Raw genomic sequence first — 24,939 nt, 5'->3', positions numbered from 1 at the left:
CCGCTCGCGCCGCGGGCCGCGCACCCCCGGCGTGCGATGATCGCGGCATGACGAGCTCGCCGGTGCGCTTCGGGATGCGCACGAACGTGATGCGCCCCTCCGACCGCGAGCGAGGCGATCGCGTCGCCTTCGTCGAGCTCTTCTTCGACCTCGTCTTCGTCTTCGCCCTGACGCAGATCAGCGAGGTGGTCGCCGCCGTCTCCACGCCGCTCGACGGCGTGCGCGCGGCGATCCTGATCGGGGCCGTGTGGTGGCTGTGGATGAACACCACCTGGGTGACGAACTGGCTCGATCCGGCGCGGATGCCCGTCCGCATCGTCGTCGTCGCCCTCGCGTTCGCCGGCCTCGTGGTCTCGACGTCGATCCAGGAGTCAGGGGGCGAGCGGGCGCTCGCCTTCGCCCTCGGCTACGTCGGGCTGCAGGTCGTGCGCTCGCTGCTCATGATCATCGCCACCTTGCGGCACGAGCCCGCCGTCGCCGCGGACTTCATGCGCATCACCGCCTGGTTCCTCCTCACCGGCGCCGCCTGGATCGCGGGAGCGCTGCTGGGCGGCGTCGCGCTCGTCGCGCTGTGGGGCGCCGCGGTCGCCGTCGACTACGCCGTGGCGCGCACCGACTACGCGCTGCCGGGGCTCGGGCGCGGATCGATGGACGGCTGGGACGTATCGGCGGCGCACATCGCCGAGCGGGCATCCCTCTTCATCATCATCGCGCTCGGCGAGTCGTTCCTCGTGACCGGGTTCGCCTTCGTCGCGGAGGAGTCGAGCCCCGCGCGCATCGCGGCGCTCGCGAGCGCGTTCCTCGCGGCCGCCGGCATGTGGTGGCTGTACTTCGACCGCGGCGAGCAGCAGGGCGAGGATCGCATGGAGCGCTCCTCGCGCACGGGCGCCGTGGCCCGGGCGGCCTACGCCTACGGGCACGTGCCCATCGTGGCGGGCATCATCCTCACCGGCGTCGCCGACAAGACCGTGATCGGCGAGCCCGAGGTCATGAGCGCGCTCGCCGTCACGACGGTGCTCGGCGGGCCGGTGCTGTTCCTGATGGGCTCGGCGGTGTTCCGGCGCGTGGTCGAGGCCCCGGGCGCGGCGGTGCTGCTCGGCGCCGCGGTGGTCGTCGCCCTGCTGCTGCCCCTCGCGGCGATCGTGCCCGCCTGGGCGCTCTCCGGGGCCGCCTCGCTCGTGCTGCTCGCGGCCGCGGCCGTCGATACGGCGCTGCGCCGTCGTCGCGGCGAGGCCTCGCGGGGCTGAGACGCGGGCGCGACGACGCCGCGGGCGCGACAGCCCGGCGAGCGCGCGCGACCGTCGGCGCCGGGCCGACCCGCCGCCCCTACCGCCCGGAGGGCCGCTGCCGCGGGATCGAGCCGGTCTGCGGCGGCACGGGGATCTCGCTCGTGTACTCGGGCAGCACCTCGACCTCGCGCTCGCGCGCGGCTGCACCGCGCGAGGCCGCGGCGCGCCGGCCGTCGGCGACGACGAGCAGCACGACGCCGAGCGCGATGACGCCCGCCTGCACGAAGGCGAGCGAGGGCACGGGGATGACGTCGAAGAGCGCGCCGCCGATCGCCGCCCCTCCGCCGATGCCGATGTTGAAGGCGGTCGTCAGCAGGGCGGCGCCCACGTCGCGCACGCGCGGCGAGGCCGTGTGCAGCAGCCGCGTCTGCAGCAGGGCGGGGATGCCGCCGAACGCGGCGCCCCAGATGACGAGGCACACGATGACGACGACCGGGATGCCCGCCGAGGAGCCGATCACGAGGACCGCGCCGATGACGACGAGCAGCATGACGTAGAGGCCGCCCCGGGGGTAGCGCGAGCCGACGACCCCGGCGAGCACGAGACCGACCGCGCCCGCACCGCCGTAGACGAACAGCAGCGCGCCGACGCTCTCCTCCGCGAAACCGGCCGAGCCGATGAGGAAGGGCGCGATGTAGGTGTAGAAGATGTTCTGCCCGCCGACCACGATGAGCACGAGCAGGCAGATGAACAGCACGCCGGGGAAGGTCGCGTCGCGCCGCGCCGGCAGCGCGATCTCGCCGGTGGCGAGCGTCTGGCGGTGGTCGACGGCGGGCAGGAACTTGACGATCATGAGCAGCAGCACCGCGACGACGCCGGCGATGACGAAGAAGGATGCGCGCCAGCCGACGGCCGTGCCGAGCGCCGTGCCCGCGGGCACGCCGAGCACGAAGGCGGTCGTGCCGCCCGCGCTCGTCACCGCGACCGCCCGGGCGATCTGGTGCTTCGGCACGAGGTAGCCGGCGTAGGCGCCGACGACCGCCCAGAAGAGCCCGTGCGAGACGCCGCCGAGCACGCGGGCGGCGACGAGCCAGGCGTAGCTCGGGGCGAGCGCCGCGGCGACGTTCGCCAGCGCGAAGAGGATGAGCACGACGATGACGAGGTGCTTGCGGTCGAAGCGCCGGGTGAGGGCGGCGAGCGGCGCGGTCGTGACGACGACGGTGCCGGCGAAGATCGTGATGAGCAGACCGACCTGCGCCTCGGTGACGTCGAGGTCGGCGGCGATCTGCGGCAGCAGGCCCGTGGGCAGGAACTCGCTCGTGACGCAGACGAAGATCGCGGTCGCGAGGGTGATGAGTCCGAGCCAGGGGAAGGGGCGATCGGGTTGGTTCATGGAGATGAGAGTGCTTCCGTGGTCGGCGTGGCGGGCCGACGAGCCCGGGGCGAATCGATTCGAGTCGCCACCGACGATCGTACCGCCGTGCCGCGCGGCCGCCCGCGCGCGCAGGCCTAGGCTGATTCCGTGAGCGAGAACCCGAACCACTGGATCGTCACCCTCGTCTGCGCCGATCAGCCCGGCATCGTGCACGCGGTCACGGGCGCGATCGTCGAGGCGCAGGGCAACATCACCGAGCTGCAGCAGTTCTCGAGCCTCGAGTCCGGCCGCTTCTTCCTGCGGCTGCAGACCGAGACCGAGACCGACCACGCCGGCATGGAGCGCGCGCTCGCCCCCATCGTCGAGCGCTACGGCATGAGCTGCCGCATCGACCGCGTCGGGCGCCCGCTGCGCACGCTCGTGCTCGTCTCCAAGGCCGGGCACTGCCTCAACGACCTGCTGTTCCGCCAGCGCGCCGGGCAGCTGCCGGCCGAGATCCCGCTCGTCATGGGCAACCACCCCGACCTCGGCGAGCTCGCGAGCTTCTACGGCGTGCCCTTCGAGTCGCACCCCGTCGTCGGCGCCGAGCAGAAGGCCGCCTTCGAGGCGCGCGTGCTCGAGGTGGTCGAGCAGCACGACATCGAGCTCGTCGTGCTCGCCCGCTACATGCAGATCCTCTCCCCCGAGCTGTGCGCCGCGCTCGAGGGGCGCATCATCAACATCCACCACTCGTTCCTGCCCGGCTTCAAGGGCGCGAACCCGTACAAGCAGGCGCACGCGCGCGGCGTGAAGCTCATCGGCGCCACCGCGCACTTCGTCACGAGCGACCTCGACGAGGGCCCGATCATCGAGCAGAACGTCGTGCGGGTCGACCACACCCGCTCGCCCGCCGAGCTCGTCGCCATCGGTCAGGACGAGGAGAGCCGCACCCTCAGCCAGGCCGTGCGCTGGTTCGCCGAGGACCGCGTGCTGCTCGACGGCCACCGCACGATCATCTTCAAGTAGGAGGCATCGTGACCACCACCCTGCTCGCGGGCGGCAGCCTGCTCGACGCCGACGGCCGCCGCGACGGCTGGCTGCTGCTGGACGGCGACCGCATCGCCGCCGTCGGCACGGATCCCCCTCCCGCAGCGGACGTCGTCCTCGACGTGACCGGCCGCACCCTGACCCCCGGGTTCATCGACCTGCACGCGCACGGCGGCGGCGGCGCGGCCTACGACAACGGGCCCGACGAGATCCGCGCGGCCCTCGCCGTGCACCGGGCGCACGGCACGACGCGCTCGGTGATCTCGCTCGTCGCCAACCCGGTCGAGACGATCGTCGCCGGCCTGCGCGCCGTCGCCGCGCTGGCCGCCGCCGACTCAACCATCATCGGATCGCACCTCGAGGGCCCCTTCCTCGCGGTCGCCCGGCGCGGCGCGCACGCGCAGGAGTACCTCGTCGAGCCCGATCCCGAGCTCGTCGAGACCCTGCTCGACGCCGCCGGCGGATCCCTCGTGCAGGTCACCGTCGCGCCCGAGCTGCCCGGCGCCCTCGACGCGATCGAGCGCTTCGTCGCGGCCGGGGTCATCGTCGCGGTCGGGCACACCGAGGCGGGCGAGCACGTGACGCGCGCGGCCTTCGATGCGGGGGCGCGCCTGCTGACCCACGTGTTCAACGCGATGCCGGGCATCCACCACCGCGAACCGGGGCCGATCCCCTCCGCCTTCGACGACGACCGCGTGACGCTCGAGCTCGTCGTCGACGGCGTGCACGTGCACCCCTCGGTGACGCAGATGGTGTTCCGCGCCGCGCCCGGCCGGGTCGCCCTCGTGACCGACGCGATGGCCGCGGCGGGCGGCGCCGACGGCTTCTACCGGCTCGGCTCGCTCAACGTCACCGTGCAGAACGGCATCGCGCTGCTCAACGGCACCTCGACGATCGCCGGCTCGACCCTCACGCAGGACGTCGCGCTGCGCACCGCGATCGAGGTCGCCGACGTCGACGAGACGGCCGCCGTGCGCGCGCTCACCGCGACGCCCGCCTGCGTGCTCGGCCGCGAGGGCGAGTGGGGGATGCTCGCCGCGGGCTTCGCCGCCGACGTCGTCGTGCTCGCCGAGGGCTGGCGGGTCGAGCGGGTGTGGGCCGCGGGCGTCGAGGTCGGCCCCGCACCGGTCGCCGAGTCCGTCGAGGCGAGCGCGTCATGACCGACTGGTCGCGCGGCTCCTGGACGCGTGAGCCCGCGGCCGCCGCGCTCGACGCCGAGGGATCGCTCGTGGTCGAGGCCGTCGATGGCAGCGACTGGTGGCGCGACACCGCCTACGGGTTCCGGCACGAGGACGGGCACGGGCTGCTCGCGCCGTGGGCTCCGGGCACCGCCGTGGAGGTGACCTTCGCGCTCGAGGGCTTCACCGGCGAGTTCGATCAGGCGGGACTGGTCATCGTCGTCGACGACGCCACCTGGATCAAGGCGGGCGTCGAGCAGAGCGACGGGCACCCGCAGCTGGGCGCCGTCGTCACCCTGGGCGCGAGCGACTGGTCGACGGGGCGCGTCGACGACTGGACGGGACGGGCGGTCACGGTGCGGGCATCCCGCATCGCCGACGCCGTCGTGATCCGCGCCCGGTCGCGCCCGCTCGATGCGGACGCCGCGACCCCTGACGCCGCGGCCCCCGACGGCGCGGCCCCTGCGAGCGCGGACGACTGGCGCCTCGTGCGGGTCGCCCGGTTCCCCGAGGGGGATGCCCGCATCGGGCCCATGCTCTGCGGCCCCACCCGCGCGGGCTTCGCGGTGCGGTTCCTCGACTGGCGCGAGACCGCGCCCGATCTCGAGCTGCACGCCGCTCCGCCCTCCTGAGCTGTCCCGCGGGGCGTCGCCGGACGGGCCCGTCCCGCCGCCGGCGCCACCGGTCGGCGCAGCGCAGCGGCCCGCATCCCCCTGAACAAGGATGCGGGCCGCTGCCGTGACGGCGGGGTCGAGAAGACGATCACGACCCCGCCGCGGTCATGGGCGCGGTGATCAGTCGATCACGCGCTCGCCGCCCTTCGGCCCGGGCTTGCCGGGCTTGCCCGGCTTGCCGACCTCGACGCCCTCGCTGGTGGCGGTGCCGTCGGGCAGCCCCTCCTTCGAGGCGGTGACGACGACGGTGATGACGTCGCCCTTGTCGCCGCCGGTCACCCGGTAGGTCGACCCGGTCGCCCGGCGGATGTCCTCGCCGTCGGCCTGCCACTGGTAGGTGAACGTCAGGCCCTCGACGTCCCACTCGCCGGGATCGGCGGTGAGCACGCGGCCGGGCTTCGCGTCGCCGCTGACGGAGGGGGCCACGAGCGCGACCGGCGCGACGGGCTCCTCCGGGGCGTCGCCCGTCTCGACCTGCACCGTGGTCGCGGCGCCGGTGTCGCCGTAGCGCACCAGGCCGAGGTAGGTGCTCTGCGCCTCGAGGTCGGCCCACGAGGCGGTGACGATCGACTCCTCGCCCTGCACGCCGGCGATGACGGCCGGGTCGAGGGCGAGCGGGGCGCCCCCCTCGACGATCGAGGTGACGGTCATGTCCCAGGCCGTCTCGGTCGCTGCCGAGTAGACGTCGACGAAGACGGCGTAGTCGGCCGCCGCCGGCTCGACCAGGTCGATCCGCTCATCGGCCGAGCCCGTCGCCGACTGCCACCCCGCGATGGGGGTGCCGGCGGCGTCGAGCTGGTAGACGATGAGGTCGAGGTCGGCGATGTCATCGGCCGAGTCGAGGTCGAAGCGCGTGAACGCCGACCCCTCCGGCACGGTCACCACGTACTCCGCGAAGTCGCCGGTGACGCCGGAGCCCGAGTTCTCGGCCTCCGGGTCGGTCGCGTTCGGCAGGCGCTCGCCGAGCGAGAGGCCCGTCGTCGACAGGGCGATGTCGCCCGTGCCGCCGGGGGTCACCGCGATGTCCACCGAGCCCGTCGTGCCCTCGCCCTCGACCGCGGCCGGGGCCACGATCGTGACGGGCTGCACGACGATCGGGCTGCGCACCGTCGTCTCGCCCGACGCCCAGGTGAGCGAGCCCGAGGCGTACGCGTCGAGCGCCGCATCGGTGCGGGCGAAGGTGACGGTGAACTCCTGCGATTCGCCCGCGGCGCCGAAGGTGAGCGTCGAGGGCTCGACGGTCGCCTCGATGCCCGCGAGGCCCTGGATGCTGGCCTCGAAGGTGCCGGCCTGCGTGGCCGTCACCGTGCGGGTGACCTGCTCGGGCGCCGTGAGCGTACCTACGGCGATCGAGGCGAGGTTGAGGTCGCTGCCGTCGATCGGCTCGACGCCGGCGTCGTAGCCGATGCCCTGCAGGTAGCCGAGCCAGTCGGGAACGCCGTTGAGGTAGACCAGGCCCGGCTCGAAGAAGCGGGTCGGGTCGGCATGGCCGGCACCCTGGGTGAAGGGGTCGGTCACGGTCGAGCCGTCGGCGGCGAGCGTGTCGTACGCCGTCGTCATGATGGCCGACTTGATCTCGGCGGGCGTCGCGGTCGGGCGCTCACCGAGGTAGAGGGCCGCGAGGCCCGCGATGTGCGGCGACGACATCGAGGTGCCGCTGAGGAACCCGAAGGCCGGGTCCTCCCCCTCGCGGTTGGAGACCGCGGCGAGGATCGAGACGCCGGGCGCCGAGATGTCGGGCTTGAGGATGTCGCTGCCGTCGGCGAGCACCGGGCCGCGCGACGAGAAGCCGGCGACCTGGGGCACCGGGGTCACGACGTCGGTCGAGTTGCCCGCCGTGAGGGTCGCCGTGGCGCCCTCGGTGGCGGCGTAGGCGGTGACCTCGTCGTAGTAGACGGCGTCGAGGTGCACGGTCGGCACGCTGTGCGTGTCGGTGTCCACCGATCCGGGGGTCACGTTGACGAGCACCATGCCGGCGCCGCCCACGCGGGCGACCTCGGCCGACTTGGCGACGCGGTCGTAGACGCCGCGCTCGCAGAGCACGATGTCGCCCTCGCTCACGAGCGCGGGGTCGAGCGTGCCCGGTCCGCAGAGCTCCGGGTCGGGCGCGCCGGCCGCCGCCAGGGTGCGCGACGGGACGAGCGGTCCGGTGAGCGGCTCAGCGTCCTCCGACATGTCGACCGTGATGGATGCTCCCGCGAAGGCCTGCCCGTCACCGAGCGTGACCGTGCCCTGGTACGCGGGGATGGTGCTCGCGGCGACCGTCGTGATCCACGGGCTCGCGTTGTCGAGCGTGGACGCGCCGGGGCCGGAGTTGCCGGCCGAGGCGGCCACGAACACGCCGGCCGCGGCGGCGCCGAGGAAGGCGTCGTCGGTGGGCGAGTACGTGGTGGTGGCCGCGCCGCCGCCGATCGAGTAGTTGATGACGTCGACGCCGTCGAGCACGGCCTGGTCGATGCCGGCGAGCAGGTCGCTCGTCGCGCATCCGTCGTCGGTGGTGACCGTCGCGTCGGGACCGTTCCAGCAGACCTTGTACGAGGCGACCTTGGCGGCGGGGGCGACGCCCGAGATCGGGCCGAAGTCGATGCCGCTCACGGTCGTGCCGACGCGGTGGTTGCCCGCGGCGGTGCCGCCGGTGTGCGAGCCGTGGCCGTCGCCGTCGCGGGGCGAGAGGAACTCGCCGGGGCCGGTGCTGGCGTCGCCGATGCGGTTCGCACCGAAGCCGTCGACGAAGTAGCGCGCGCTGACGATCTTGGTCGAGCAGTCGTCGGCGCTGAACTGCACGCCCTCGACGCACTCGCCGACGAAGGTGCCGCCGTCGCTCTTCTCGAAGACGATGCTGCTGCCGTCGAGGTAGGGCTCGGAGCCCGGCGCGGTGCCGAGCGCCTCACCGGCGAAGGACGGGTTCTCGGGGGCGATGCCGGTGTCGAGGATCCCGACGACGACGCCCTCCCCGGCGGTCTCGGCGCCGCCGACGGCCTCCCAGACGCCGCCCGGGCCGTCCAGCCCGAGGAACTCGGTGCCGGTCTCGGCCTGGATCTGCTTCATCTCGTCGGGCACGACCTGCAGCACGTCGCGGCTCGTGATGAGCGCGGCCGCCTGCTCGGCGGTGAGCTCGGCGGCGAAGGCGTTGATCGCGACGGTGTACGAGGAGTCGATGGTGACGTCGGCCTCGGCCGCGACCTCCTGCTGCTTCTGCTGCAGGTGCGAGCGGTAGTCGGCGACGGGGGCGCGGCGGGCCTCGAGCTGCTCGCCCTCCTCGGGGGCGGTGGCGGGGATGCCCGGCACGCCGCCCTCGTAGGCGGCGACCGCCGGCTCGGCGAGCGTCACGATGTAGCGCCCGGCCTCGAAGTCGATCGCGCCGACCCCGGTTCCCGGAGCGCCGGGGGCCGCGTTCGCGGCGGTGCCCGTCAGCAGGCTCGCGGCCACGAGCGCCGCGGTGGCGGCTGCTGCGGCGGTTCGGGCGAGCGGACGGTGTGGACGGTGCTGGGCCGACGAGCGGCTCTCCCTTAGTGTCACAGCGGTGTGCATCCTTCTCGTGGAGGGCGTGAACGGCCCGACGTCGTCGTCGGGCTCGGGTGGTGGCCTCACCATAAGCCCCCCGAAAGCGGGTAGACAACCCTTTCTGTTTCCACCGGGTGAACTCTGCGTCCACCGGGGTATCCACCGAATCCTCGGCGCCTCGCATCGACCGTGCAGCAATCGCTCCCACCGAGCACAGCGAATACCCACCGGGCGTCGGGATGCTGATCACGTCGCCCTCGCCCCGCATCGACGCCCACGACCTCCTCCGGAAGACCCCATGACCTCTCGCGCCCGCTCGTTCTCCGCTCCCGCGTCCGCGGCAGCGGCATCCTTCGCCCTGCTCGGCACGCTCGCCGGATGCTCGGCGGCGGGCGATGCGGCCGCCGAGGGGCCCGCCGGCCCCGCCGACACCTCGGCCGAGTACACCGACGGCGAGTACAGCGCGAGCGGCGCCTACCAGTCGCCGAACGGCACCGAGTCGGTCATCGTGCAGCTCACCCTCGAGGGCGACATCGTGACGGCCGTGGCGGTGACGCCCGGCGGCAGCAACTCGACGACGCAGTACTACCAGGACCAGTTCGTCGGCGGCATCGAGGCCGAGGTCGTCGGCAAGGACATCGACGAGCTGCAGGTCACCCGGGTCGCGGGCTCGTCGCTCACGAGCGGCGGGTTCCTCGAGGCCCTCGAGGCGATCAAGGCGGATGCTCTCGTCGGCTGAGGCCTCGGCCCCGGTCGATGAGGCCTGGACGTTCGAGGCGATCGGCGTCCCCTGGTCGATCGAGGCCCCCGGCGGCATCCCCGCCGAGGCGCGCGCGGCGGTCGCCCGGCGCATCGCGCGCTTCGACGCCGACTGGTCGCGGTTCCGTGACGACTCCCTCGTCGCCCGCATCGCCGCCGCCCCCGGCTCGTGGCCGCTGCCGCAGGATGCCGCACCGCTGCTCGGCCTGTACGAGCAGCTCTACGCCCTCACCGGCGGCCGCATGAGCCCGCTCGTCGGAGCCTCGCTCGAGCGCCTCGGCTACGACGCCGCCTACCGGCTCGAACCCTCGGGCCCGCCGCTCGCGGCGCCCGTGTGGGAGGACGCGATCACGCTCGTGCGCTCCGCCGACGGCGATCTGCGGCTCGACGCCGTCGCCCCGGTGACGCTCGACGTCGGCGCCGCGGGCAAGGGCTTGCTCGTCGACCTCGTCGGCGAGGTGCTGCGCGAGCACGACGTGGTCGACCCGATCGTGGACGCGAGCGGCGACCTGCGCGCCTGGGGCGGTGCGGGGCTGCGCGTCGCGCTGCAGAACCCGGCCAACCCGGCCAAGGCGATCGGCGTCGTCGAGCTCGCCGACGGCCGCGCCCTGTGCGCGAGCGCGCTCGATCGCCGCCGCTGGGGCGCGGGCCTGCACCACATCGTCGACGCCGTCACCGGCCGCCCGATCGACGAGGGCGTGATCGGCACCTTCGCGGTCGCCGACTCGGCGCTCGTGGCCGACGGGGCGGCCACCGCGCTGCTGCTCGGCGATCCGCACGCGATCGGCGACCGGCTGGGCGTCGCATGGGTGAGGATGCTCTCGGACGGCTCGATCGAGTCGAGCGCCGACTGGAAGGGTGAGCTGTTCCGATGAGAGCCGCGATCGACGCCGTCACGGGCCGCGTCAGCATGTACCGCCTCACGGTCGGCGCCCTCGCCGCCGTCATCGTCATGGGCGTCGTGCTCGGCGCCGTCGGGATCATCGGGGTCGACCCGCTCGGCCTGCTCGGCGTCACCGGCGTGGTGCTCGTCGCCACGATCGGCGCGAACGAGGTCGCGGCGCGCCTCGCGCGCGTCGTGCCGCATCGCGAGTCGAGCGTCATCACCGCGCTCATCATCGCCTGCCTCGTGCCGCCGCAGGCCACGACCATGAGCCTCGTCGGCGCCGCCGCCGCCGGAGTCCTCGCCGCGCTGTCGAAGTACCTGCTCGTCTGGCGCGGGCGGCACCTGCTCAACCCCGCGGCGACCGGTGTCCTCATCGCGGGCTTCTTCGGCCTCACCGTCGGCATCTGGTGGATCGGCACCGCCGCGATGCTGCCGGTGGTCGCGATCGGCGCGCTGCTGCTGCTCGACCGCACGCGCCGGCTCGAGATCGGCGTCGTCTTCGTCGCCGTCGCGGTCGTCGTGTACGTGGGCCGCGGCATCGCGGTCGGCCTGCCCGCGCTCGACGTGCTGCAGAACGCTGTGCTGCTGACGCCCGTGGTGTTCCTCGCCGGCTACATGCTCACCGAGCCCCTCACCCTCCCGCCCCGGCGGTGGCAGCAGGTGCTCGTCGCCGCCGTCGCGGGCCTGCTCATCTTCCTGCCCTTCGCGCAGCCGGTCGGCCCGTTCCTGCTCGCGAACTCCCCCGAGCTCGCCCTCGTCGTCGGCAACCTCGTCGGTTTCGCGGTCTCGCGCCGCCGCGGCTTCGCGCTGCGCCTCGTCGACTCGCGCCCCCTCTCCGACTCCGCGGTCGAGCTGCGCTTCACCCCGACCCGCCCGGTGCCGTTCGAGGCGGGCCAGTGGCTCGAGCTGCACCTGCCGCACAAGGCCGACGTGCGCGGCACCCGCCGCATCTTCTCCATCGCCTCGGCCCCGTCCGCCGAGCACGTCGCCATCGGCACCCGGATGCTCGCCGAGGGCTCGTCCTTCAAGCGCGAGCTCGCCGCCCTCGAGCCGGGCTCGCTCGTGCGCGCCACGCAGGTGAGCGGCGACTTCGTGCTGCCGAAGGATGCCGCGACGCCGTTGGTGCTCGTCGCGGGCGGCATCGGCGTGACCCCCTTCGTGAGCCAGCTCGCCGAGCTCGCGCACCGCGGCGAGCAGCGCGACGTCGTCGCCGTGCTCGTGCCCTCGAGCCCCGACGAGCACCTCTACCGCGAGACGCTCGAGCAGGCGGGGGCGCGCATCGTCGTGCTCGATCGCGATGCGCTGACGGTGGATGCCCTGCGCGAGCACGTGCCCGACATCGGGCAGCGCCGGGGCTACGTCTCGGGCTCCCCCGCCGTGGTCGCCGCGGGCGCCTCGGCCCTGCGCGCCGCCGGCGCGAAGCGCGTGCGCACGGACTACTTCGCGGGGTACTGAGCACCCTCGGGCGGCCTCGGCGGGGCATCCGTTCGCCCTGCACGAACGTACTCGGCGGGGGCTGGCACTCTCGCGGGTCGAGTGCTAATTTATCCGCAGTTGAGTCGCCCCGACTCAACTCTCGGAACCCCGCCCGCGAGGGCGGCAGTCACCCAGGAGGACGATCCCCATGTCGATGCTCTTCGACCCGTTCCGCGAGTTCGACCGCATGGCCGGCAGCCTGCTCGACCGGCGCGAGAGCCCGCGTCTCATGCCCATGGACCTCTACCGCGACGGCGACCACTTCGTGCTCAGCGCCGATCTGCCCGGCATCGACCCGGGCTCGGTCGACGTCGACGTCGACGGGCAGCTGCTGACGATCCGCGCCGAGCGCACCCCGCGCTCGCAGGAGGGCGTGCAGTGGCTCACCCGTGAGCGCCCCGCCGGCTCGTTCCTGCGCCAGCTCACCCTCGGCAACGACATCGACACCGAGGGCATCTCGGCGCACTACGAGAACGGCGTGCTGAGCGTCATGATCCCCGTGGTCGAGAAGGCGAAGCCGCGCAAGATCAGCGTCGCCACGACCCAGGATCGCGCGGAGGTCTCGGCCTAGCCCGCCCTCTGCCGAGAACGCAGGATGCCCGCGACGAGTCGTCGCGGGCATCCCTCGTTCTGGCGGCCGTCGTCGACGACCGCGCGCTCGGCGCTAGGCCAGGCGCTGCTGCAGGTTCTCGTCGAGGGCCTCGAGGAAGGCCTCGGTGGTGAGCCACTGCTGGTCGGGGCCGACGAGCAGCGCGAGGTCCTTCGTCATCTTGCCGCTCTCGACGGTCGTGATGACGACGTCCTCGAGGGTCTCGGCGAAGGTGATGAGCTCGGCGTTGCCGTCGAGCTTGCCGCGGTGCATGAGCCCGCGGGTCCAGGCGAAGATCGACGCGATCGGGTTGGTCGACGTCGGCTTGCCCTGCTGGTGCTGACGGTAGTGGCGCGTGACCGTGCCGTGCGCCGCCTCGGCCTCGACGATCCTGCCGTCGGGCGTCGTGAGCACGCTGGTCATGAGGCCGAGCGAGCCGAAGCCCTGGGCCACGGTGTCGCTCTGCACGTCGCCGTCGTAGTTCTTGCAGGCCCAGACGTAGCCGCCCTCCCACTTCATCGCGCTCGCGACCATGTCGTCGATGAGGCGGTGCTCGTAGGTGATGCCGGCGGCCTCGAACTTGTCCTTGAACTCGTTCTCGTAGATCTCCTGGAACAGATCCTTGAAGCGGCCGTCGTAGGCCTTGAGGATGGTGTTCTTCGTCGAGAGGTACACCGGGTAGTTGCGCGAGAGGCCGTAGTTGAGCGAGGCCCGCGCGAAGTCGATGATCGAGGCGTCGAGGTTGTACTGCACCTGCGCGATGCCGTCGCCGGGCGACTGGTAGACCTCGAACTTCTGGGCCTCGCCGCCGTCCTTCGGGGTGAACTCGACGGTCAGCGTGCCCTCGCCCTTGAACAGGAAGTCGGTGGCGCGGTACTGGTCGCCGAAGGCGTGACGGCCGATGATGATCGGCTTGTTCCAGCCCGGCACGAGGCGGGGGATGTTCGAGATGATGATCGGCTCGCGGAAGATCACGCCGCCGAGGATGTTGCGGATCGTGCCGTTCGGGCTGCGCCACATCTTCTTGAGGCCGAACTCCTCGACGCGCGCCTCGTCGGGCGTGATGGTGGCGCACTTGACGCCGACGCCGTGCTTCTGGATGGCGTGCGCCGCGTCGATCGTGACCTGGTCGTCGGTCTCGTCGCGGTGCTGGATTCCGAGGTCGTAGTACTCGAGCGTGACGTCGAGGTACGGGTGGATGAGGCGGTCCTTGATGAACTGCCAGATGATGCGGGTCATCTCATCGCCGTCGAGCTCGACGACCGTTCCTTCGACCTTGATCTTCTGCACGGGGTCCTTTCTGGTGTCCGTCGCACCTGCGGCGGAGCCCGCAGAAGTCTAGCGGCTCGCCCGAGGTATCTCGATATCGAGATAAATCTCCCGCCCCCGTCCGCGGGGATCTCGATAGCCTGAGGACATGAGCGAACTGCGGCTGGAAGAGCTGTCGGCGAAGACCATCGTGGCGGCCAACGGCCTCACCCTGCGCCCCGGGCAGGAGCAGTACGTCACGCCCGTCTCGTACTCGGCGGCCGACGCGTACCTCAATCCGACCACCACCTGGGCCCGCGTCGTCCTGCGCGGCGACGAGGTGGTCGGCTTCATCCGCGGCAACTTCGACGCCGAGCACGACCGCCCCGAGTTCCGCGCCTGCATCTGGCGGGTGAACGTCGACGCCACCAAGCAGGGCCAGGGGGTCGGCCGCTTCGCCGTGCACGAGCTCGCCGCCGAGGCAAAGTCGCGCGGCTTCGACGCGATCACCGTCATCTGGGAGACCGGCGACGACGGCCCCGGCGCCTTCTTCCAGCGCCTCGGCTTCGTCGAGGTCGGCGAGACCGAGTACGGCGAGAAGATCGGCTCGCTGGGCATCTAGCGCCGCCGCTCCCGCTCGCCCCTCCGCCCCTCCCCTGCGATGGATGCCCGCCCGCAGCCCGCGCGCGACGACGCACCCGCGCCGCTCGATTTCGGCGGCGCCGTGCTGGTCGTCGTCGCCGAGATCCCCTCCGGCCGCGTCATGACCTACGGAGACGTCGCCGCCGCCCTCGGCTCCCGCGGAGCCCGGGCGGTCGGCCGCGTCATGGCCGGCGAGGGCTCGAGCCTGCCGTGGTGGCGGGTCGTGCGCGCCGACGCGCGCCCTCCCGCCGGCCACGAGGCCGCGGCGCTCGAGCACTACGAGCGCGAGTCCACTCCGCTCCGGTGGCGGGGCCCGCGCGGCGAGCCCGACGCCTACCGCCTCGACCTCGCGGCGTGCCGCTGGGCGCCGGAGGGCGTGGGCTGACGCGCGGCTCGCGCCGGGCATCCTGCAGCCGCCCTTTGCATGCGGGCGATCCCGTGCTGTCATTACGGCACTCCCCCTGCTTACACTGAGGCTCTCCGACACTTGTCGCCGACGACGGGACCCCCCTTGCGCGCACCTCGAACCGTTGTTCTCCTCGCCGCGACGTCCGCCCTCGTTCTCGGGTCGACCGTCGCCCCGGCCGCGGCGGCGACGTCGACCGTGACGACGATCACCGACCTCACCACCGCGCTCGCCGATTGCTCGAGCGCTCCGAACACCATCGTGATCGGGGCCGACATCGTGGCCGCGGCCACTGAGCTCCAGGTTCCGTGCGACACCACCATCGATCTCACGACCCACGACCTCACCCTCCTATCGATCGCCATCGGTACCGGCGTAGAGCTCACGATCACCGGCCCGTCGGACGGTACGGAAGGCCTGCTCACGACGAACGCCTCCGGCTCGCTCACGCAGGCCGGCATCCTGACCACGGGCGCCACACTCCGAGTGGCCGGAGGGGCGATCCTCGCTACCGGCGGAATCTACGGCGGCGGCATCGGCGCGGGCGGGATCGGGCAATCCGCCGGAGAACTCATCGTCGAGGGCGGCACCGTCACCGCGGTGAGCGGTGCCGTGTACGGAAGCGCCATCGGGGGCGCGAACGGAGGAGGCAACCCAGGTGGCGATGGCGGCGTCGTCACAGTGACCGGCGGTTCTGTCTTCGCGTCGACCACCTCGCCCTACGGCGTCGCGATCGGTGGCGGTGCGGGAACGCCCGGTGGCCGCGGCGCCGACATCACCGTGACCGGCGGCGTGCTGACGGCATCGGGCACGGGTTCCGGCGCGTCCACGCTCGGCGGGGGCGACGCGTACGGCGTCTCGACGGGCGGCGCAGGGTCGCTCACCATCGGCGCGGAAGGCGCGGTCGTCCTGAGCTCGGGAGTCGGCTCCGGATCGACGGTATTCGGGCCGGGCCTGTCCAGTTTCAACGTCGCTCAAGGCGCCCCGGGCACGGTCGTCGTCGACGGCGACCTCCGCATCCCGTCCGGGATCCTCCGAATGCCGAGCGGCACCTCGATCACCGTGGGCGCGACCGGGCGGATCCTCGGCTCCGAGCTGACGCCCACCGTCGGCGCCTCGTTCGTCGGCCCTGCGACGATCACCAACAACGGCGTCATCGCGCTGGCCCCGGCGGCCGAACTCGTCACCGGGAACAGCCGCACGCTGACCTACAGCGACGCGACCCCGTCGACGACGGTCTTCGGGCCCACGCTCGATGCAGGGTTCCGCGCACTCGCCGATCCCCCCACCGGCACCGCGTGGAACACGTCCCCCGACGGCACCGGCACCTGGTTCACCGGCGCGACCGACACCTCGGGGTCGGGCACCACCCCGCTCTTCGCCGCGGGCGCGGGCTCGGTCGCCGTGTCGGCTGAGCCCGCTGACCTCACCGCAACGGCGGGCGAGCCGTTCACGCCCCCCGTCACGGTCCTCGACTCCCTCGGCGACCCGGTGTCGCCGCAACCGGCCGTGACTTTCGCCTCGAGCGACTGCCCCTTCACGGGCGATGCGGTCTTCGAGACGGCCGGCGTCTGCACGATCACAGCGACCTCGACCTGGGGTCCGTTCTCGCCCGCGACCGAATTCGACATCACGGTGGTCGCCGCGGACGCCGATTCTCTCGAGATCACGCCGTCGGCCACCTCGGTCGCCGAGGGCGGGTCGCTGTCCTTCACCGTCACCGGCGAGGACGAGTTCGGCAACGCGGTCGACACACGCGGCGTTGTCCTCACCTCGTCGGTCCCCACCGATGTCGTGGACGGGCTGTCGGTGACGTTCCCCACCGCGAGCCCCCACACCATCACGGCGACGCTCGGAGCGGTGTCAGCATCGGTGACGATCGACGTCGTCCCCGTCGTCGCGCCCGTCGAGCAGCCCCCGGTGAGCAACGGCACTGAGCCCGACGCCCTGGCGAGCACCGGCTCGGCACTGGGCGCGAGCGCACCGGCTCTCGCCGGGCTCGCGGCCCTCGCACTCCTGTCGGGGACGCTGATGGTCTTCGGTCGCCGACGCCACATCTGAGGCCGGTCGACGACGGGATGCCCGGCGCGGGTTAGACGAGCGACTCGCGCCAGGCCGCGTGCAGCTGCGCGAACTTGCCCGAGCCGGCGATGAGCTCGACGGGCGTGCCGTCCTCGATGATGCGGCCGTGCTCCATGACGAGCACCCGGTCGGCGATCGCCACCGTCGAGAGGCGGTGGGCGATGATGACGGCCGTGCGGTCGGCGAGGAGGGTCTGCAGACCCTGCTGCACGAGACGCTCGCTCGGGATGTCGAGCGAGGCGGTCGCCTCGTCGAGGATGAGCACGACCGGGTCGGCGAGGAAGGCGCGCGCGAACGACACGAGCTGCCGCTGCCCGGCCGAGACGCGGCCGCCGCGCTTGTTCACGTCGGTGTCGTAGCCGTCGGGCAGCGCCTCGATGAAGGCGTGCGCGCCGACCGCCTTCGCCGCCCGTACGATCTCGTCGCGGCTCGCCTCGGGCTTGCCGAGCGCGATGTTGTCGGCGACGGTGCCCGAGAACAGGTACGCCTCCTGCGTGACCATGACGATCGCCCGCCGCAGATCCTTCGGGTGCAGCTTGCGCAGGTCGACGCCGTCGAGCGTCACCGCGCCGTCGGTCGGGTCGTAGAAGCGCGCGATGAGCTTCGCGAGCGTCGACTTGCCGGCGCCCGTCGTGCCGACGAGGGCGATGGTCTGCCCGGCCGGGATCTCGAGCTCGAGGTCGGGCAGGATGACCGCGTCCTCGGTGTACTGGAACCGCACCTGGTCGAAGTGCACGGTGCCGCGCGCCTTCCACAGGTCGATCGGCGTCGTGGGGTCGGGCACGGAGGGCTCCTCCTCGAGCACACCCGAGATCTTCTCCAGCGCCGCGGCGGCCGACTGGTACGAGTTGTAGAACATCGCCATCTCCTCCGCGGGGTCGAAGAAGCGGCGGGTGTAGAGCACGACCGCGAGCAGCGTGCCGAGGGCGAGGCCGCCGTCGACCACGCGGAAGCCGCCGACGAGCAGCACCGCCGCGACGGTGACGTTGGCGATGAGCACGAGCCCGGGATCGAAGATGCCGAACAGCTGGATGACGCGGGCGTTGGCGTGCCGGTAGTCCTCGACGTGCTCGCCGAACTGCTCGGCGTTGCGGCCCTCCTTGCGGAAGGCCTTCACCGCGCGGATGCCCGTCATCGTCTCGACGAAGTGCACGATGAGGCGCGCCGAGGCCACGCGGGTCTGCCGGAACAGCGTCTGCGAGCGCACCTGGAACCACCGCGTCAGCGCGATGAGCGGGATGAGCGCGATCGCGAGCACGATGCCGCTCGTCGGGTCGAGCAGCACGAGCGCGACGGCCGTGAACACCATGTAGAGCAGCCCCGAGACGAGCTGGTTGAGGCCCGAGTCGAGCAGCTCGCGGATCGAGTCGAGGTCGCTCGTCTGGCGCGCGATGATGCGGCCCGAGGTGTACGACTCGTGGAACTCGAGGGAGAGGCGCTGGGTGTGCAGGAAGACGCGCTTGCGCAGATCCAGCAGGATGGCCTGGCTCAGCCGCGCGCTCATCACCGTGTACGCGGCGATGAGCGCCGCCCCGGCCGCGCCGCTCAGCACGTAGGCGCCGACGATCAGTGAGAGGGGCATCCAGTCGTTCTCGTCCACGAGGGCCGGGAGGCCGCGCTCGATGCCGAAGGCGATGAGCGCCGGGCCCGCGACCCGCAGGGCCGTCGAGACGATGATGACGATCATCGTGACGATGACCCGGTTGCGGCGCGGGCGCAGCAGCGAGCCGAGCAGGCGCAGCGAGCGGTCGCGGATCTGGCGGCTCTCGTCGCGGGTGAAGTCGTCGCGCTCCTCGCCCTGCACTCCGGTGACGCTCATCGGCTGACCTCCCCGTTCCTGCGCTCGATCACGTGGCTCTCCCGCTCGAAGTCCTCGCGGCGGCGGCCCTCCTCCTCGGCGAGCTTCTTCTCGCGCGACAGGCGCTCGATCTGCGCGAGCTCCTCGTCCTCGAGGGAGGAGATGACGTAGCGGTAGTGCTCGTTGCGCTGCAGCAGCTCGGAGTGCGTGCCGATGTCGGTGATGCGCCCCTCCTGCAGCAGCGCGACCCGGTCGGCCATCTGCACGGTCGAGGGGCGGTGCGCGACGATGAGCCCCGTGGTCTTGGCGAGCACGCGGCGCAGCGCCGCCTCGACCAGTGCCTCGGTGTCGACGTCGAGCGCGCTGAGCGGGTCGTCGAGCACGAGCACGGCCGGGTCGGCGGCGACGGCGCGCGCGAGCGCGAGGCGCTGGCGCTGACCGCCGGAGAGGCTCAGCCCCTCCTCCCCCACCATCGCGTCGACGCCCTTCGGCAGGCTGTGCACGAAGGCGGCCTGCGCGATGTCGAGCGCCTCGGCGAGCACCCGCTCGGCCTCGGCCGCGTCGGCGGGGTCGTCGCTCAGCGTCAGGTCGGGGCGGCCGAGCAGCACGTTGTCGCGCACGCTCGCCGAGAACAGCGTCGCGTCCTCGAAGGCCATGGCGATGTGGCGCCGCAGCTCGGGCCGGCTGAGGTCGCGGATGTCGACGCCGTCGAGCGTCACGCGCCCGCCTGTGACGTCGTAGAGGCGCGTCGCGAGCGCCGTGAGCGTCGTCTTGCCGCTGCCGGTGATGCCGACGAGCGCCATCGTCTCGCCCGGCTCGAGGGCGAGGTCGATGCGCGCGAGCGTGGCGGGCTCGGTGAGCGCGGCATCCTGGTACCGGAATTCGACGCCCTCGAAGGCGAGACGACCCTCGGGCGCCGCGATCGTCAGCGGCGCTGCGGGGTCGGTGATCGTGTTCTCCTCGTCCATGACCTCGAAGAAGCGGTCGGCGGCCGTGCGGGTGTCGAAGGTCATCGACAGCAGGAAGCCGATCGACTCGATCGGGAACCGCAGCACGGTCGCGGTGAAGAAGTAGGCGAAGAGCTCGGAGACCTGCAGCTCGCCGGCGGCCGTGAGCGCGACGCCGCCGAAGAGGGCGAGCGCGAAGGTCACATCGGGCACGAGCACGAGCCAGAACCAGATGCCGCCGATCGCGCGCGCCTTGGCGATCTCGGTGCCCTGCAGCATCTCGGCCTGGTCGGCGAACTTCAGCAGGGAGTGCTTGCCGCGCCCGAAGGCCTTCAGCACGCGGATGCCGTGAACGCTCTCCTCGACGGCGGTGGCGAGATCGCCCTGCTGGTCCTGCGCGCGCCGGGCGATGATCGAGTACTTCTTCTCGAACAGGTAGCCGTAGACCCACAGCGGGATGGAGGTGACGAGGAAGAGCAGGCCCAGCCACACGCTCCAGTAGATGAGCACCCCGAAACCGATAATGATCGTCACGATGTTGACGATGAGCAGCACGAGACCGAAGGAGATCCAGCGGCGGATGAGGTTGAGGTCGCTCACCGCGCGACTCAGCAGCTGCCCCGACTGCCAGCGGTCGTGGAAGGCGACGGGGAGATCCTGCAGCTTCGCGTAGAGGCCGTTGCGCATGCGCGCCTCGATGAAGGTTCCGGGGGTGAGCACGAACCACCGGCGCAGGGCGATCATGATCGCCTCGAGCACGCCGAGCGCGAGCACCAGCAGCACCGCGGGCAGGATGCCGGAGGCGTCGCCGGACTGCAGCGAGCCCTCGATGAGCACCTGCAGCACCAGCGGGATGGCGAGGGCGACGACACCGGCGAGCAGGGCGGCGACCATGCCCAGGTAGATGCGCGGCATGGCGGGCTTCGCGTACGGGTACAACCGCGCGATGGCGCGGAACGTGCTGAGGCGGGGCTTCGGTACGGCGGTGGTCGACACGATCATTCCTCGGGAGAACGCTTCCCCTCGTGAGGGAGGCAGCGGTGCGGGCGTGCGGTGCGCACGGATGCGGGGGCGCGCTGGGGCGCGTCGTGGCGACGGTGCGGTGATGGTGCGGGATGCCGCTGCCGGCTCGGCGCAGCCTTTCAGACTAGACCGGTCGGGTCGGGGGTGTCGACCGCGGGAGGCTCCGCGTTGGCTGGGCGACGTCGCGCCCGGCGCCCGCGCCTAGTGGAAGAAGTGCCGCTCGCCCGTGAGGTACATCGTGACGCCCGCGGCCTGCGCCGCGGCGATGACCTCCTCGTCCCGCACGGAGCCGCCCGGCTGGACGACCGCGCGCACGCCCGCGTCGAGCAGCACCTGCAGGCCGTCGGCGAACGGGAAGAACGCGTCGGAGGCGGCGACCGAGTACGCGGCGCGGGCGCCCGCGCGGGTGACCGCGAGGTGGCACGAGTCGACGCGGTTGACCTGGCCCATGCCGACGCCGACCGAGGCGCCGTGGTCGGCGAGCAGGATGGCGTTCGACTTCACCGCGCGGCAGGCCCGCCAGGCGAAGGCCAGGTCGGCGAGCGTCTGCTCGTCGGCGGCCTCGCCCGAGACCAGCCGCCAGTCCGCCGGCTCGGCGAAGTGCCGGTCGGGGCGCTGGCCGAGGTAGCCGCCCGAGATCTGGCGCAGCTCGAGGTCGACGGGCGCGAAGCCCTCGGGCAGCTGCAGCAGGCGCAGGTTCTTCTTCGCGCGCAGCACCTCGAGCGCGGCCGGCTCGAAGCCCGGGGCGACGACGACCTCGGTGAAGATCGGGGCGATCGACTCGGCGGCCGCCAGCGTGATGACGCCGTTGGCGGCGATGACGCCGCCGAAGGCCGAGACCGGGTCGCAGGCGTGCGCGGCGGCGTGGGCCGCCGCGATCGAGCTGCCGACGGCGATGCCGCAGGGGTTGGCGTGCTTGATGATGGCGACGGCGGGGCCGGAGTGGTCGAAGGCGGCGCGCACGGCGGCGTCGGCGTCGACGTAGTTGTTGTACGACATCTCCTTGCCGCCCAGCTGCACCGCCTGGGCGATGCCGGCGCCGTCGACGAGCGGATAGAGCGCGGCCGGCTGGTGGCTGTTCTCGCCGTAGCGCAGGTCGGCGGCCTTCTCGACGGCGACCTCGAGGCGGGCGGGGAGGGCGGCGTCCGCTCCGGCCTCGGCAGGGACGGCATCGGCGGGCGCGATCGTCGCCGCGAAGTACGCCGCGACCGCGGCGTCGTAGGCCGCGGTGTGGGCGAAGGCCTTCGCGCCGAGCTGCCGGCGCTGGTCGAGCGAGGTGCCGCCCGCGCGCACGGCCGCGGTGAGCATCCCGTAGTCGGCGGGGTCGACCACGATCGCGACGTTCGCGTGGTTCTTGGCCGAGGCGCGCACCATCGCGGGGCCGCCGATGTCGATCTGCTCGACGACGGCCGCCGGCTCGGCGCCGCTCGCGACCGTCTCGACGAAGGGGTACAGGTTGACGACGACGAGCTCGAAGGGCGCGATGCCGAGCTCGTCGAGCTGCCGCTCGTGGTCCTCGAGGCGCAGGTCGGCGAGGATGCCCGCGTGCACGCCCGGGTGCAGGGTCTTGACGCGGCCGTCGAGCGCCTCGCGGAAGCCCGTGACGCTCGCGACCTCGGTGACGGGATGCCCCGCCTCGGCGATCGTCGACGCCGTCGACCCGGTCGACACGATCTCGACTCCCGCCTCGGCGAGCGCCGCGGCCAGCTCGAGCAGCCCGGACTTGTCGCTGACGCTCAGCAGCGCGCGGCGCACCGGCACGACGTCGCGGGGGCGGTACAGGGCGGGATCGATGGCGTGGCCGGCCATGGGGAGGCTCCTCGGGGTCGTGGGGTGCGGTGGCGGGACTGGACTGGTCGTGAGGGGAGGCGCGGCGTCAGGCGGGGCGCGCGGCGGCGAGGTCGATGGCGCCGGTGGCGATGTCGTGCACGACGTCGATGAGCAGGCGGCGCTCGACCGGCTTGATGCGCTCGTGCAGACTGTGCTCGGTGTCGCCGGGCAGCACGGGCACGCGCTCCTGGCGCAGGATGGGGCCGCTGTCGACGCCGGCGTCGACGACGATGACGCTCGCCCCGGTCTGCTCGACGCCGGCGGCGAGGGCGTCGCGAACGCCGTGGGCGCCGGGGAACTCGGGCAGGTACGCCGGGTGCGTGTTGATGAGGGCGGGCGCGAGCGCCTCGACGACGGCGGCCGGCAGCAGGCGCATGAGGCCGCTCAGCACGACGAGGTCGGGCTGCCACTCCTGGATGGTCGTCAGCAGCTCGTCGCCCCAGGCCTCGCGGCTCGGGTACGAGCCGTAGGGCACGGTGAAGCTCGGGATGCCGAAGTGCTCGGCGTGCTCGAGCCCGTCGGCCTGCCGATCGGCGCCGACCGCCACGATGTGGGCCGGGTAGTCGTCGTGCGCCGACCGCTCGAGAAGAGCGCGCAGGTTCGACCCGCCGCCCGAGATCAGAACGACGACCCGCAGCACCGCTCCAGGCTACCGGTCGCGCGGGGGCTCGGTGCGCGGATGAGCGGGGTCGGCGGGCGAGGCGGGTGCGGGCGCGGGCGGCGCTGCCGGCGCCGCGGCAGGGGCGGGGCGCGGCGGCGAGGCGGGCGCCAGCGGCGCGGCGGGTGCCAGCGGCGCGGGGCGGTCGGGCATGCGGAAGGCCGGCCGATCGGTCGGGGCGGCGCTGCTGCGTGCGGGGGCAGGGGCGGCGGGGCTGCCCGCGGTCTCGGCGGCCGCGCCGCTCCGGCTCTCGGTCTCGGTGGCGGGATGCTCGCCGCGCCCCGCGAACGGCACGCGCACCCCGCCCGCGAGCAGGCCCAGCAGCACCCCGACGAAGGTTTCGGCGAGCATCCACAGCCCCACCGCGACGCCGTCGGGCCCGATCTGCTCGAGTCGCCCCGGCCCGGCGGAGCCGGCGGCGATCGCGGCGAGCCCCGCGGCGAGCAGCCCGGCGATGAGGGCGGCGAGCACGGCCGCGGCGAGCGCCCAGCGGCGCCAGGGCGCTCCCGCCGGCAGCTCGGCGACGAGGCGGGGCCGCACGGCGAGCCCGGCGACGAAGGCGAGCAGCACGGGGACGAGCAGCACGACGAACCCGGGCCCCTCCCCCGCGGCGGGGATCGCCCCGAGCAGCGGGATGGCGGGCAGCGGGCCGACGGTGGTGCCGAGGGCGCTGACGCTCGAGCCGGTGCCGAGCGCGAAGCCCGGGCCGATGAGCCACGAGAACGACCACAGCACGGCGGTCGGCACGAGCAGCAGCTGCCCGACGGTGAGGGCGACGCCGCCGAGCACCTCGGCCTGCACGCTCTCGTACAGCGCGATGACCTGGCCGTACGAGACGACGAGCGCGGCGGTCGTCAGCACCGAGGCGGCGACGACGACCGAGACGACGGCGCCGAGGCCCGCGCGCCAGCCGGCGGCGAGGGCGCCGAGCAGTCCGCGCGGCAGGTCGTCGATGCGGTCGCGCACGGCCTGCGCGCCCCGCTCGACGCGGCGCCGGGTGCTCGCGGCCGTCGCGTCGAGGGTCGCGCGCGCGGCGGCGAGGCGCCCGTCGGCGGGTGAGCGGCGCGCGGCCGCGCCGGTCGCGCCGGGGCCGCGGGTCGCCGAGCGGGCCTCGGCCATGAGCAGCCCGACGAGCAGCCCCAGCGCGAAGACGGCCGCGGGGAACACGGTGCCCTGCGTCACGTCCGCCTGCGCCACGGGATGCTGCGCCGAGGTCGTCGCGAGCCACGACAGCAGCACGACCCCCGCCACGGCGATGCCCGTGCCGAGGCCGCGGTGCGGCTGCTCGCGCAGCCGGCCGCCCAGCACGACGCCCGCCCCCGCGGTGAGCACGGCCCCGCCCAGCAGGGCGAGCGTGATCGGGAACGGCTCGAGCACGACCCCGAGCTGCACCCCCGCCGCCGGATCGAGGGCGATGCGCACGTCGACCCCGTGGCCGATGAGCCACACGTCGACGGCGGCCCGCCAGAACACCAGCCAGTCGAGCTGGAACCCGAACTGGAGTGCCCACATGAGGGTCAGCACGGCGAGCGGCAGGCCGATGCCGATGCCGACGACGAGCAGCGCTTCGAGCGCGGCGAAGGCGGCGGTGAGACGGCGGTTCATGACG

19 protein-coding genes are annotated in these 24,939 nt (G+C 73.1%); 11 read left to right on the top strand and 8 right to left on the bottom strand.

Annotation, left to right across the window (positions count from 1 at the left end):
• Positions 1 to 47 precede the first annotated feature (47 nt).
• Positions 48 to 1,247, top strand: a complete 1,200-nt coding sequence (locus HGB54_RS02140; RefSeq protein WP_168914994.1) for a low temperature requirement protein A — start codon at positions 48 to 50, stop codon at positions 1,245 to 1,247.
• Between the two features lie 79 nt (positions 1,248 to 1,326).
• On the opposite strand, the gene HGB54_RS02135 is transcribed toward HGB54_RS02140, so the two are convergent.
• A complete protein-coding gene (locus HGB54_RS02135; RefSeq protein ID WP_168914993.1) occupies positions 1,327 to 2,622 on the bottom strand; it encodes an MFS transporter in 1,296 nt (431 codons plus the stop codon).
• A gap of 129 nt (positions 2,623 to 2,751) precedes the next feature.
• On the opposite strand from HGB54_RS02135, the gene purU reads away from it, so the two are divergent.
• From purU to HGB54_RS02120, 3 genes are read left to right on the top strand one after another with little or no spacing between them, the layout of a single operon-like run.
• Positions 2,752 to 3,609: a formyltetrahydrofolate deformylase gene (purU, locus tag HGB54_RS02130; RefSeq protein ID WP_168914992.1), complete on the top strand. Its 858-nt coding sequence runs from the start codon at positions 2,752 to 2,754 to the stop codon at positions 3,607 to 3,609.
• A gap of 8 nt (positions 3,610 to 3,617) precedes the next feature.
• Entirely contained in the window at positions 3,618 to 4,790 is a 1,173-nt protein-coding gene (gene nagA / locus HGB54_RS02125) for an N-acetylglucosamine-6-phosphate deacetylase (RefSeq protein ID WP_228545893.1), read from the top strand.
• Positions 4,787 to 5,440, top strand: a complete 654-nt coding sequence (locus HGB54_RS02120) for a DUF1349 domain-containing protein (RefSeq protein ID WP_168914991.1) — start codon at positions 4,787 to 4,789, stop codon at positions 5,438 to 5,440. Before nagA ends, HGB54_RS02120 begins: the two co-directional genes overlap by 4 nt.
• A 162-nt stretch (positions 5,441 to 5,602) precedes the next feature.
• Here the strand turns inward: HGB54_RS02120 and HGB54_RS02115 are convergent, their stop codons facing one another.
• Entirely contained in the window at positions 5,603 to 8,911 is a 3,309-nt protein-coding gene (locus tag HGB54_RS02115) for a S8 family peptidase (RefSeq protein ID WP_228545892.1), read from the bottom strand.
• A gap of 373 nt (positions 8,912 to 9,284) precedes the next feature.
• Between HGB54_RS02115 and HGB54_RS02110 the strand changes: the two genes are divergently transcribed.
• The 4 genes from HGB54_RS02110 to HGB54_RS02095 all read left to right on the top strand — a co-directional run bounded on the left by HGB54_RS02110 (position 9,285) and on the right by HGB54_RS02095 (position 12,678).
• Positions 9,285 to 9,725, top strand: a complete 441-nt coding sequence (locus HGB54_RS02110) for a hypothetical protein (RefSeq protein WP_168914989.1) — start codon at positions 9,285 to 9,287, stop codon at positions 9,723 to 9,725.
• Positions 9,709 to 10,620: an FAD:protein FMN transferase gene (locus HGB54_RS02105; protein WP_168914988.1), complete on the top strand. Its 912-nt coding sequence runs from the start codon at positions 9,709 to 9,711 to the stop codon at positions 10,618 to 10,620. Before HGB54_RS02110 ends, HGB54_RS02105 begins: the two co-directional genes overlap by 17 nt.
• Positions 10,617 to 12,086: an FAD-dependent oxidoreductase gene (locus HGB54_RS02100; protein WP_168914987.1), complete on the top strand. Its 1,470-nt coding sequence runs from the start codon at positions 10,617 to 10,619 to the stop codon at positions 12,084 to 12,086. The genes HGB54_RS02105 and HGB54_RS02100 overlap by 4 nt, the downstream gene beginning before the upstream one ends.
• 169 nt (positions 12,087 to 12,255) lie before the next feature.
• Positions 12,256 to 12,678 carry an Hsp20/alpha crystallin family protein gene (locus HGB54_RS02095; RefSeq protein ID WP_168914986.1) on the top strand — a complete coding sequence of 141 codons (423 nt, stop codon included), beginning with the start codon at positions 12,256 to 12,258 and terminating at the stop codon, positions 12,676 to 12,678.
• Between the two features lie 93 nt (positions 12,679 to 12,771).
• Here HGB54_RS02095 and HGB54_RS02090 read toward each other — a convergent pair whose 3' ends face one another.
• The gene (locus HGB54_RS02090; RefSeq protein ID WP_168914985.1) at positions 12,772 to 13,986 is read right to left on the bottom strand and encodes an NADP-dependent isocitrate dehydrogenase; all 1,215 of its coding nucleotides are present in this window, start codon (positions 13,984 to 13,986) and stop codon (positions 12,772 to 12,774) included.
• A gap of 127 nt (positions 13,987 to 14,113) precedes the next feature.
• Between HGB54_RS02090 and HGB54_RS02085 the strand changes: the two genes are divergently transcribed.
• From HGB54_RS02085 to HGB54_RS02075, 3 genes are all read left to right on the top strand, one after another.
• Positions 14,114 to 14,566 (top strand): GNAT family N-acetyltransferase, encoded by a 453-nt coding sequence (locus tag HGB54_RS02085; RefSeq protein ID WP_168914984.1) that lies wholly within the window; start codon positions 14,114 to 14,116, stop codon positions 14,564 to 14,566.
• 39 nt (positions 14,567 to 14,605) lie between these two features.
• Positions 14,606 to 14,971 (top strand): MGMT family protein, encoded by a 366-nt coding sequence (locus tag HGB54_RS02080; protein ID WP_168914983.1) that lies wholly within the window; start codon positions 14,606 to 14,608, stop codon positions 14,969 to 14,971.
• Positions 14,972 to 15,097: 126 nt separating this feature from the next.
• Positions 15,098 to 17,053, top strand: coding sequence for a hypothetical protein (locus HGB54_RS02075; protein WP_168914982.1), 1,956 nt, complete (start codon positions 15,098 to 15,100; stop codon positions 17,051 to 17,053).
• Between the two features lie 31 nt (positions 17,054 to 17,084).
• On the opposite strand, the gene HGB54_RS02070 is transcribed toward HGB54_RS02075, so the two are convergent.
• The 5 genes from HGB54_RS02070 to HGB54_RS02050 all read right to left on the bottom strand — a co-directional run bounded on the left by HGB54_RS02070 (position 17,085) and on the right by HGB54_RS02050 (position 24,935).
• A complete protein-coding gene (locus HGB54_RS02070) occupies positions 17,085 to 18,893 on the bottom strand; it encodes an ABC transporter ATP-binding protein (RefSeq protein WP_168914981.1) in 1,809 nt (602 codons plus the stop codon).
• A complete protein-coding gene (locus tag HGB54_RS02065; protein WP_168914980.1) occupies positions 18,890 to 20,821 on the bottom strand; it encodes an ABC transporter ATP-binding protein in 1,932 nt (643 codons plus the stop codon). The genes HGB54_RS02070 and HGB54_RS02065 overlap by 4 nt, the downstream gene beginning before the upstream one ends.
• Before the next feature lie 222 nt (positions 20,822 to 21,043).
• Positions 21,044 to 22,651, bottom strand: coding sequence for a bifunctional phosphoribosylaminoimidazolecarboxamide formyltransferase/IMP cyclohydrolase (purH, locus tag HGB54_RS02060; RefSeq protein ID WP_168914979.1), 1,608 nt, complete (start codon positions 22,649 to 22,651; stop codon positions 21,044 to 21,046).
• A 67-nt stretch (positions 22,652 to 22,718) separates the two neighbouring features.
• The gene (gene purN, locus HGB54_RS02055) at positions 22,719 to 23,312 is read right to left on the bottom strand and encodes a phosphoribosylglycinamide formyltransferase (protein ID WP_168914978.1); all 594 of its coding nucleotides are present in this window, start codon (positions 23,310 to 23,312) and stop codon (positions 22,719 to 22,721) included.
• A gap of 9 nt (positions 23,313 to 23,321) precedes the next feature.
• Positions 23,322 to 24,935, bottom strand: coding sequence for a cell division protein PerM (locus HGB54_RS02050; RefSeq protein ID WP_168914977.1), 1,614 nt, complete (start codon positions 24,933 to 24,935; stop codon positions 23,322 to 23,324).
• Between the last annotated feature and the right edge of the window lie 4 nt (positions 24,936 to 24,939).

Origin of the sequence: Microcella flavibacter (assembly GCF_012530535.1) — a bacterium.
GTDB classification, from domain to species: Bacteria; Actinomycetota; Actinomycetes; order Actinomycetales; family Microbacteriaceae; genus Microcella; species Microcella flavibacter.
The sequence above is the reverse complement of the archived record's forward strand: the minus strand, read 5'-3'. Positions and strand labels throughout refer to the sequence as shown.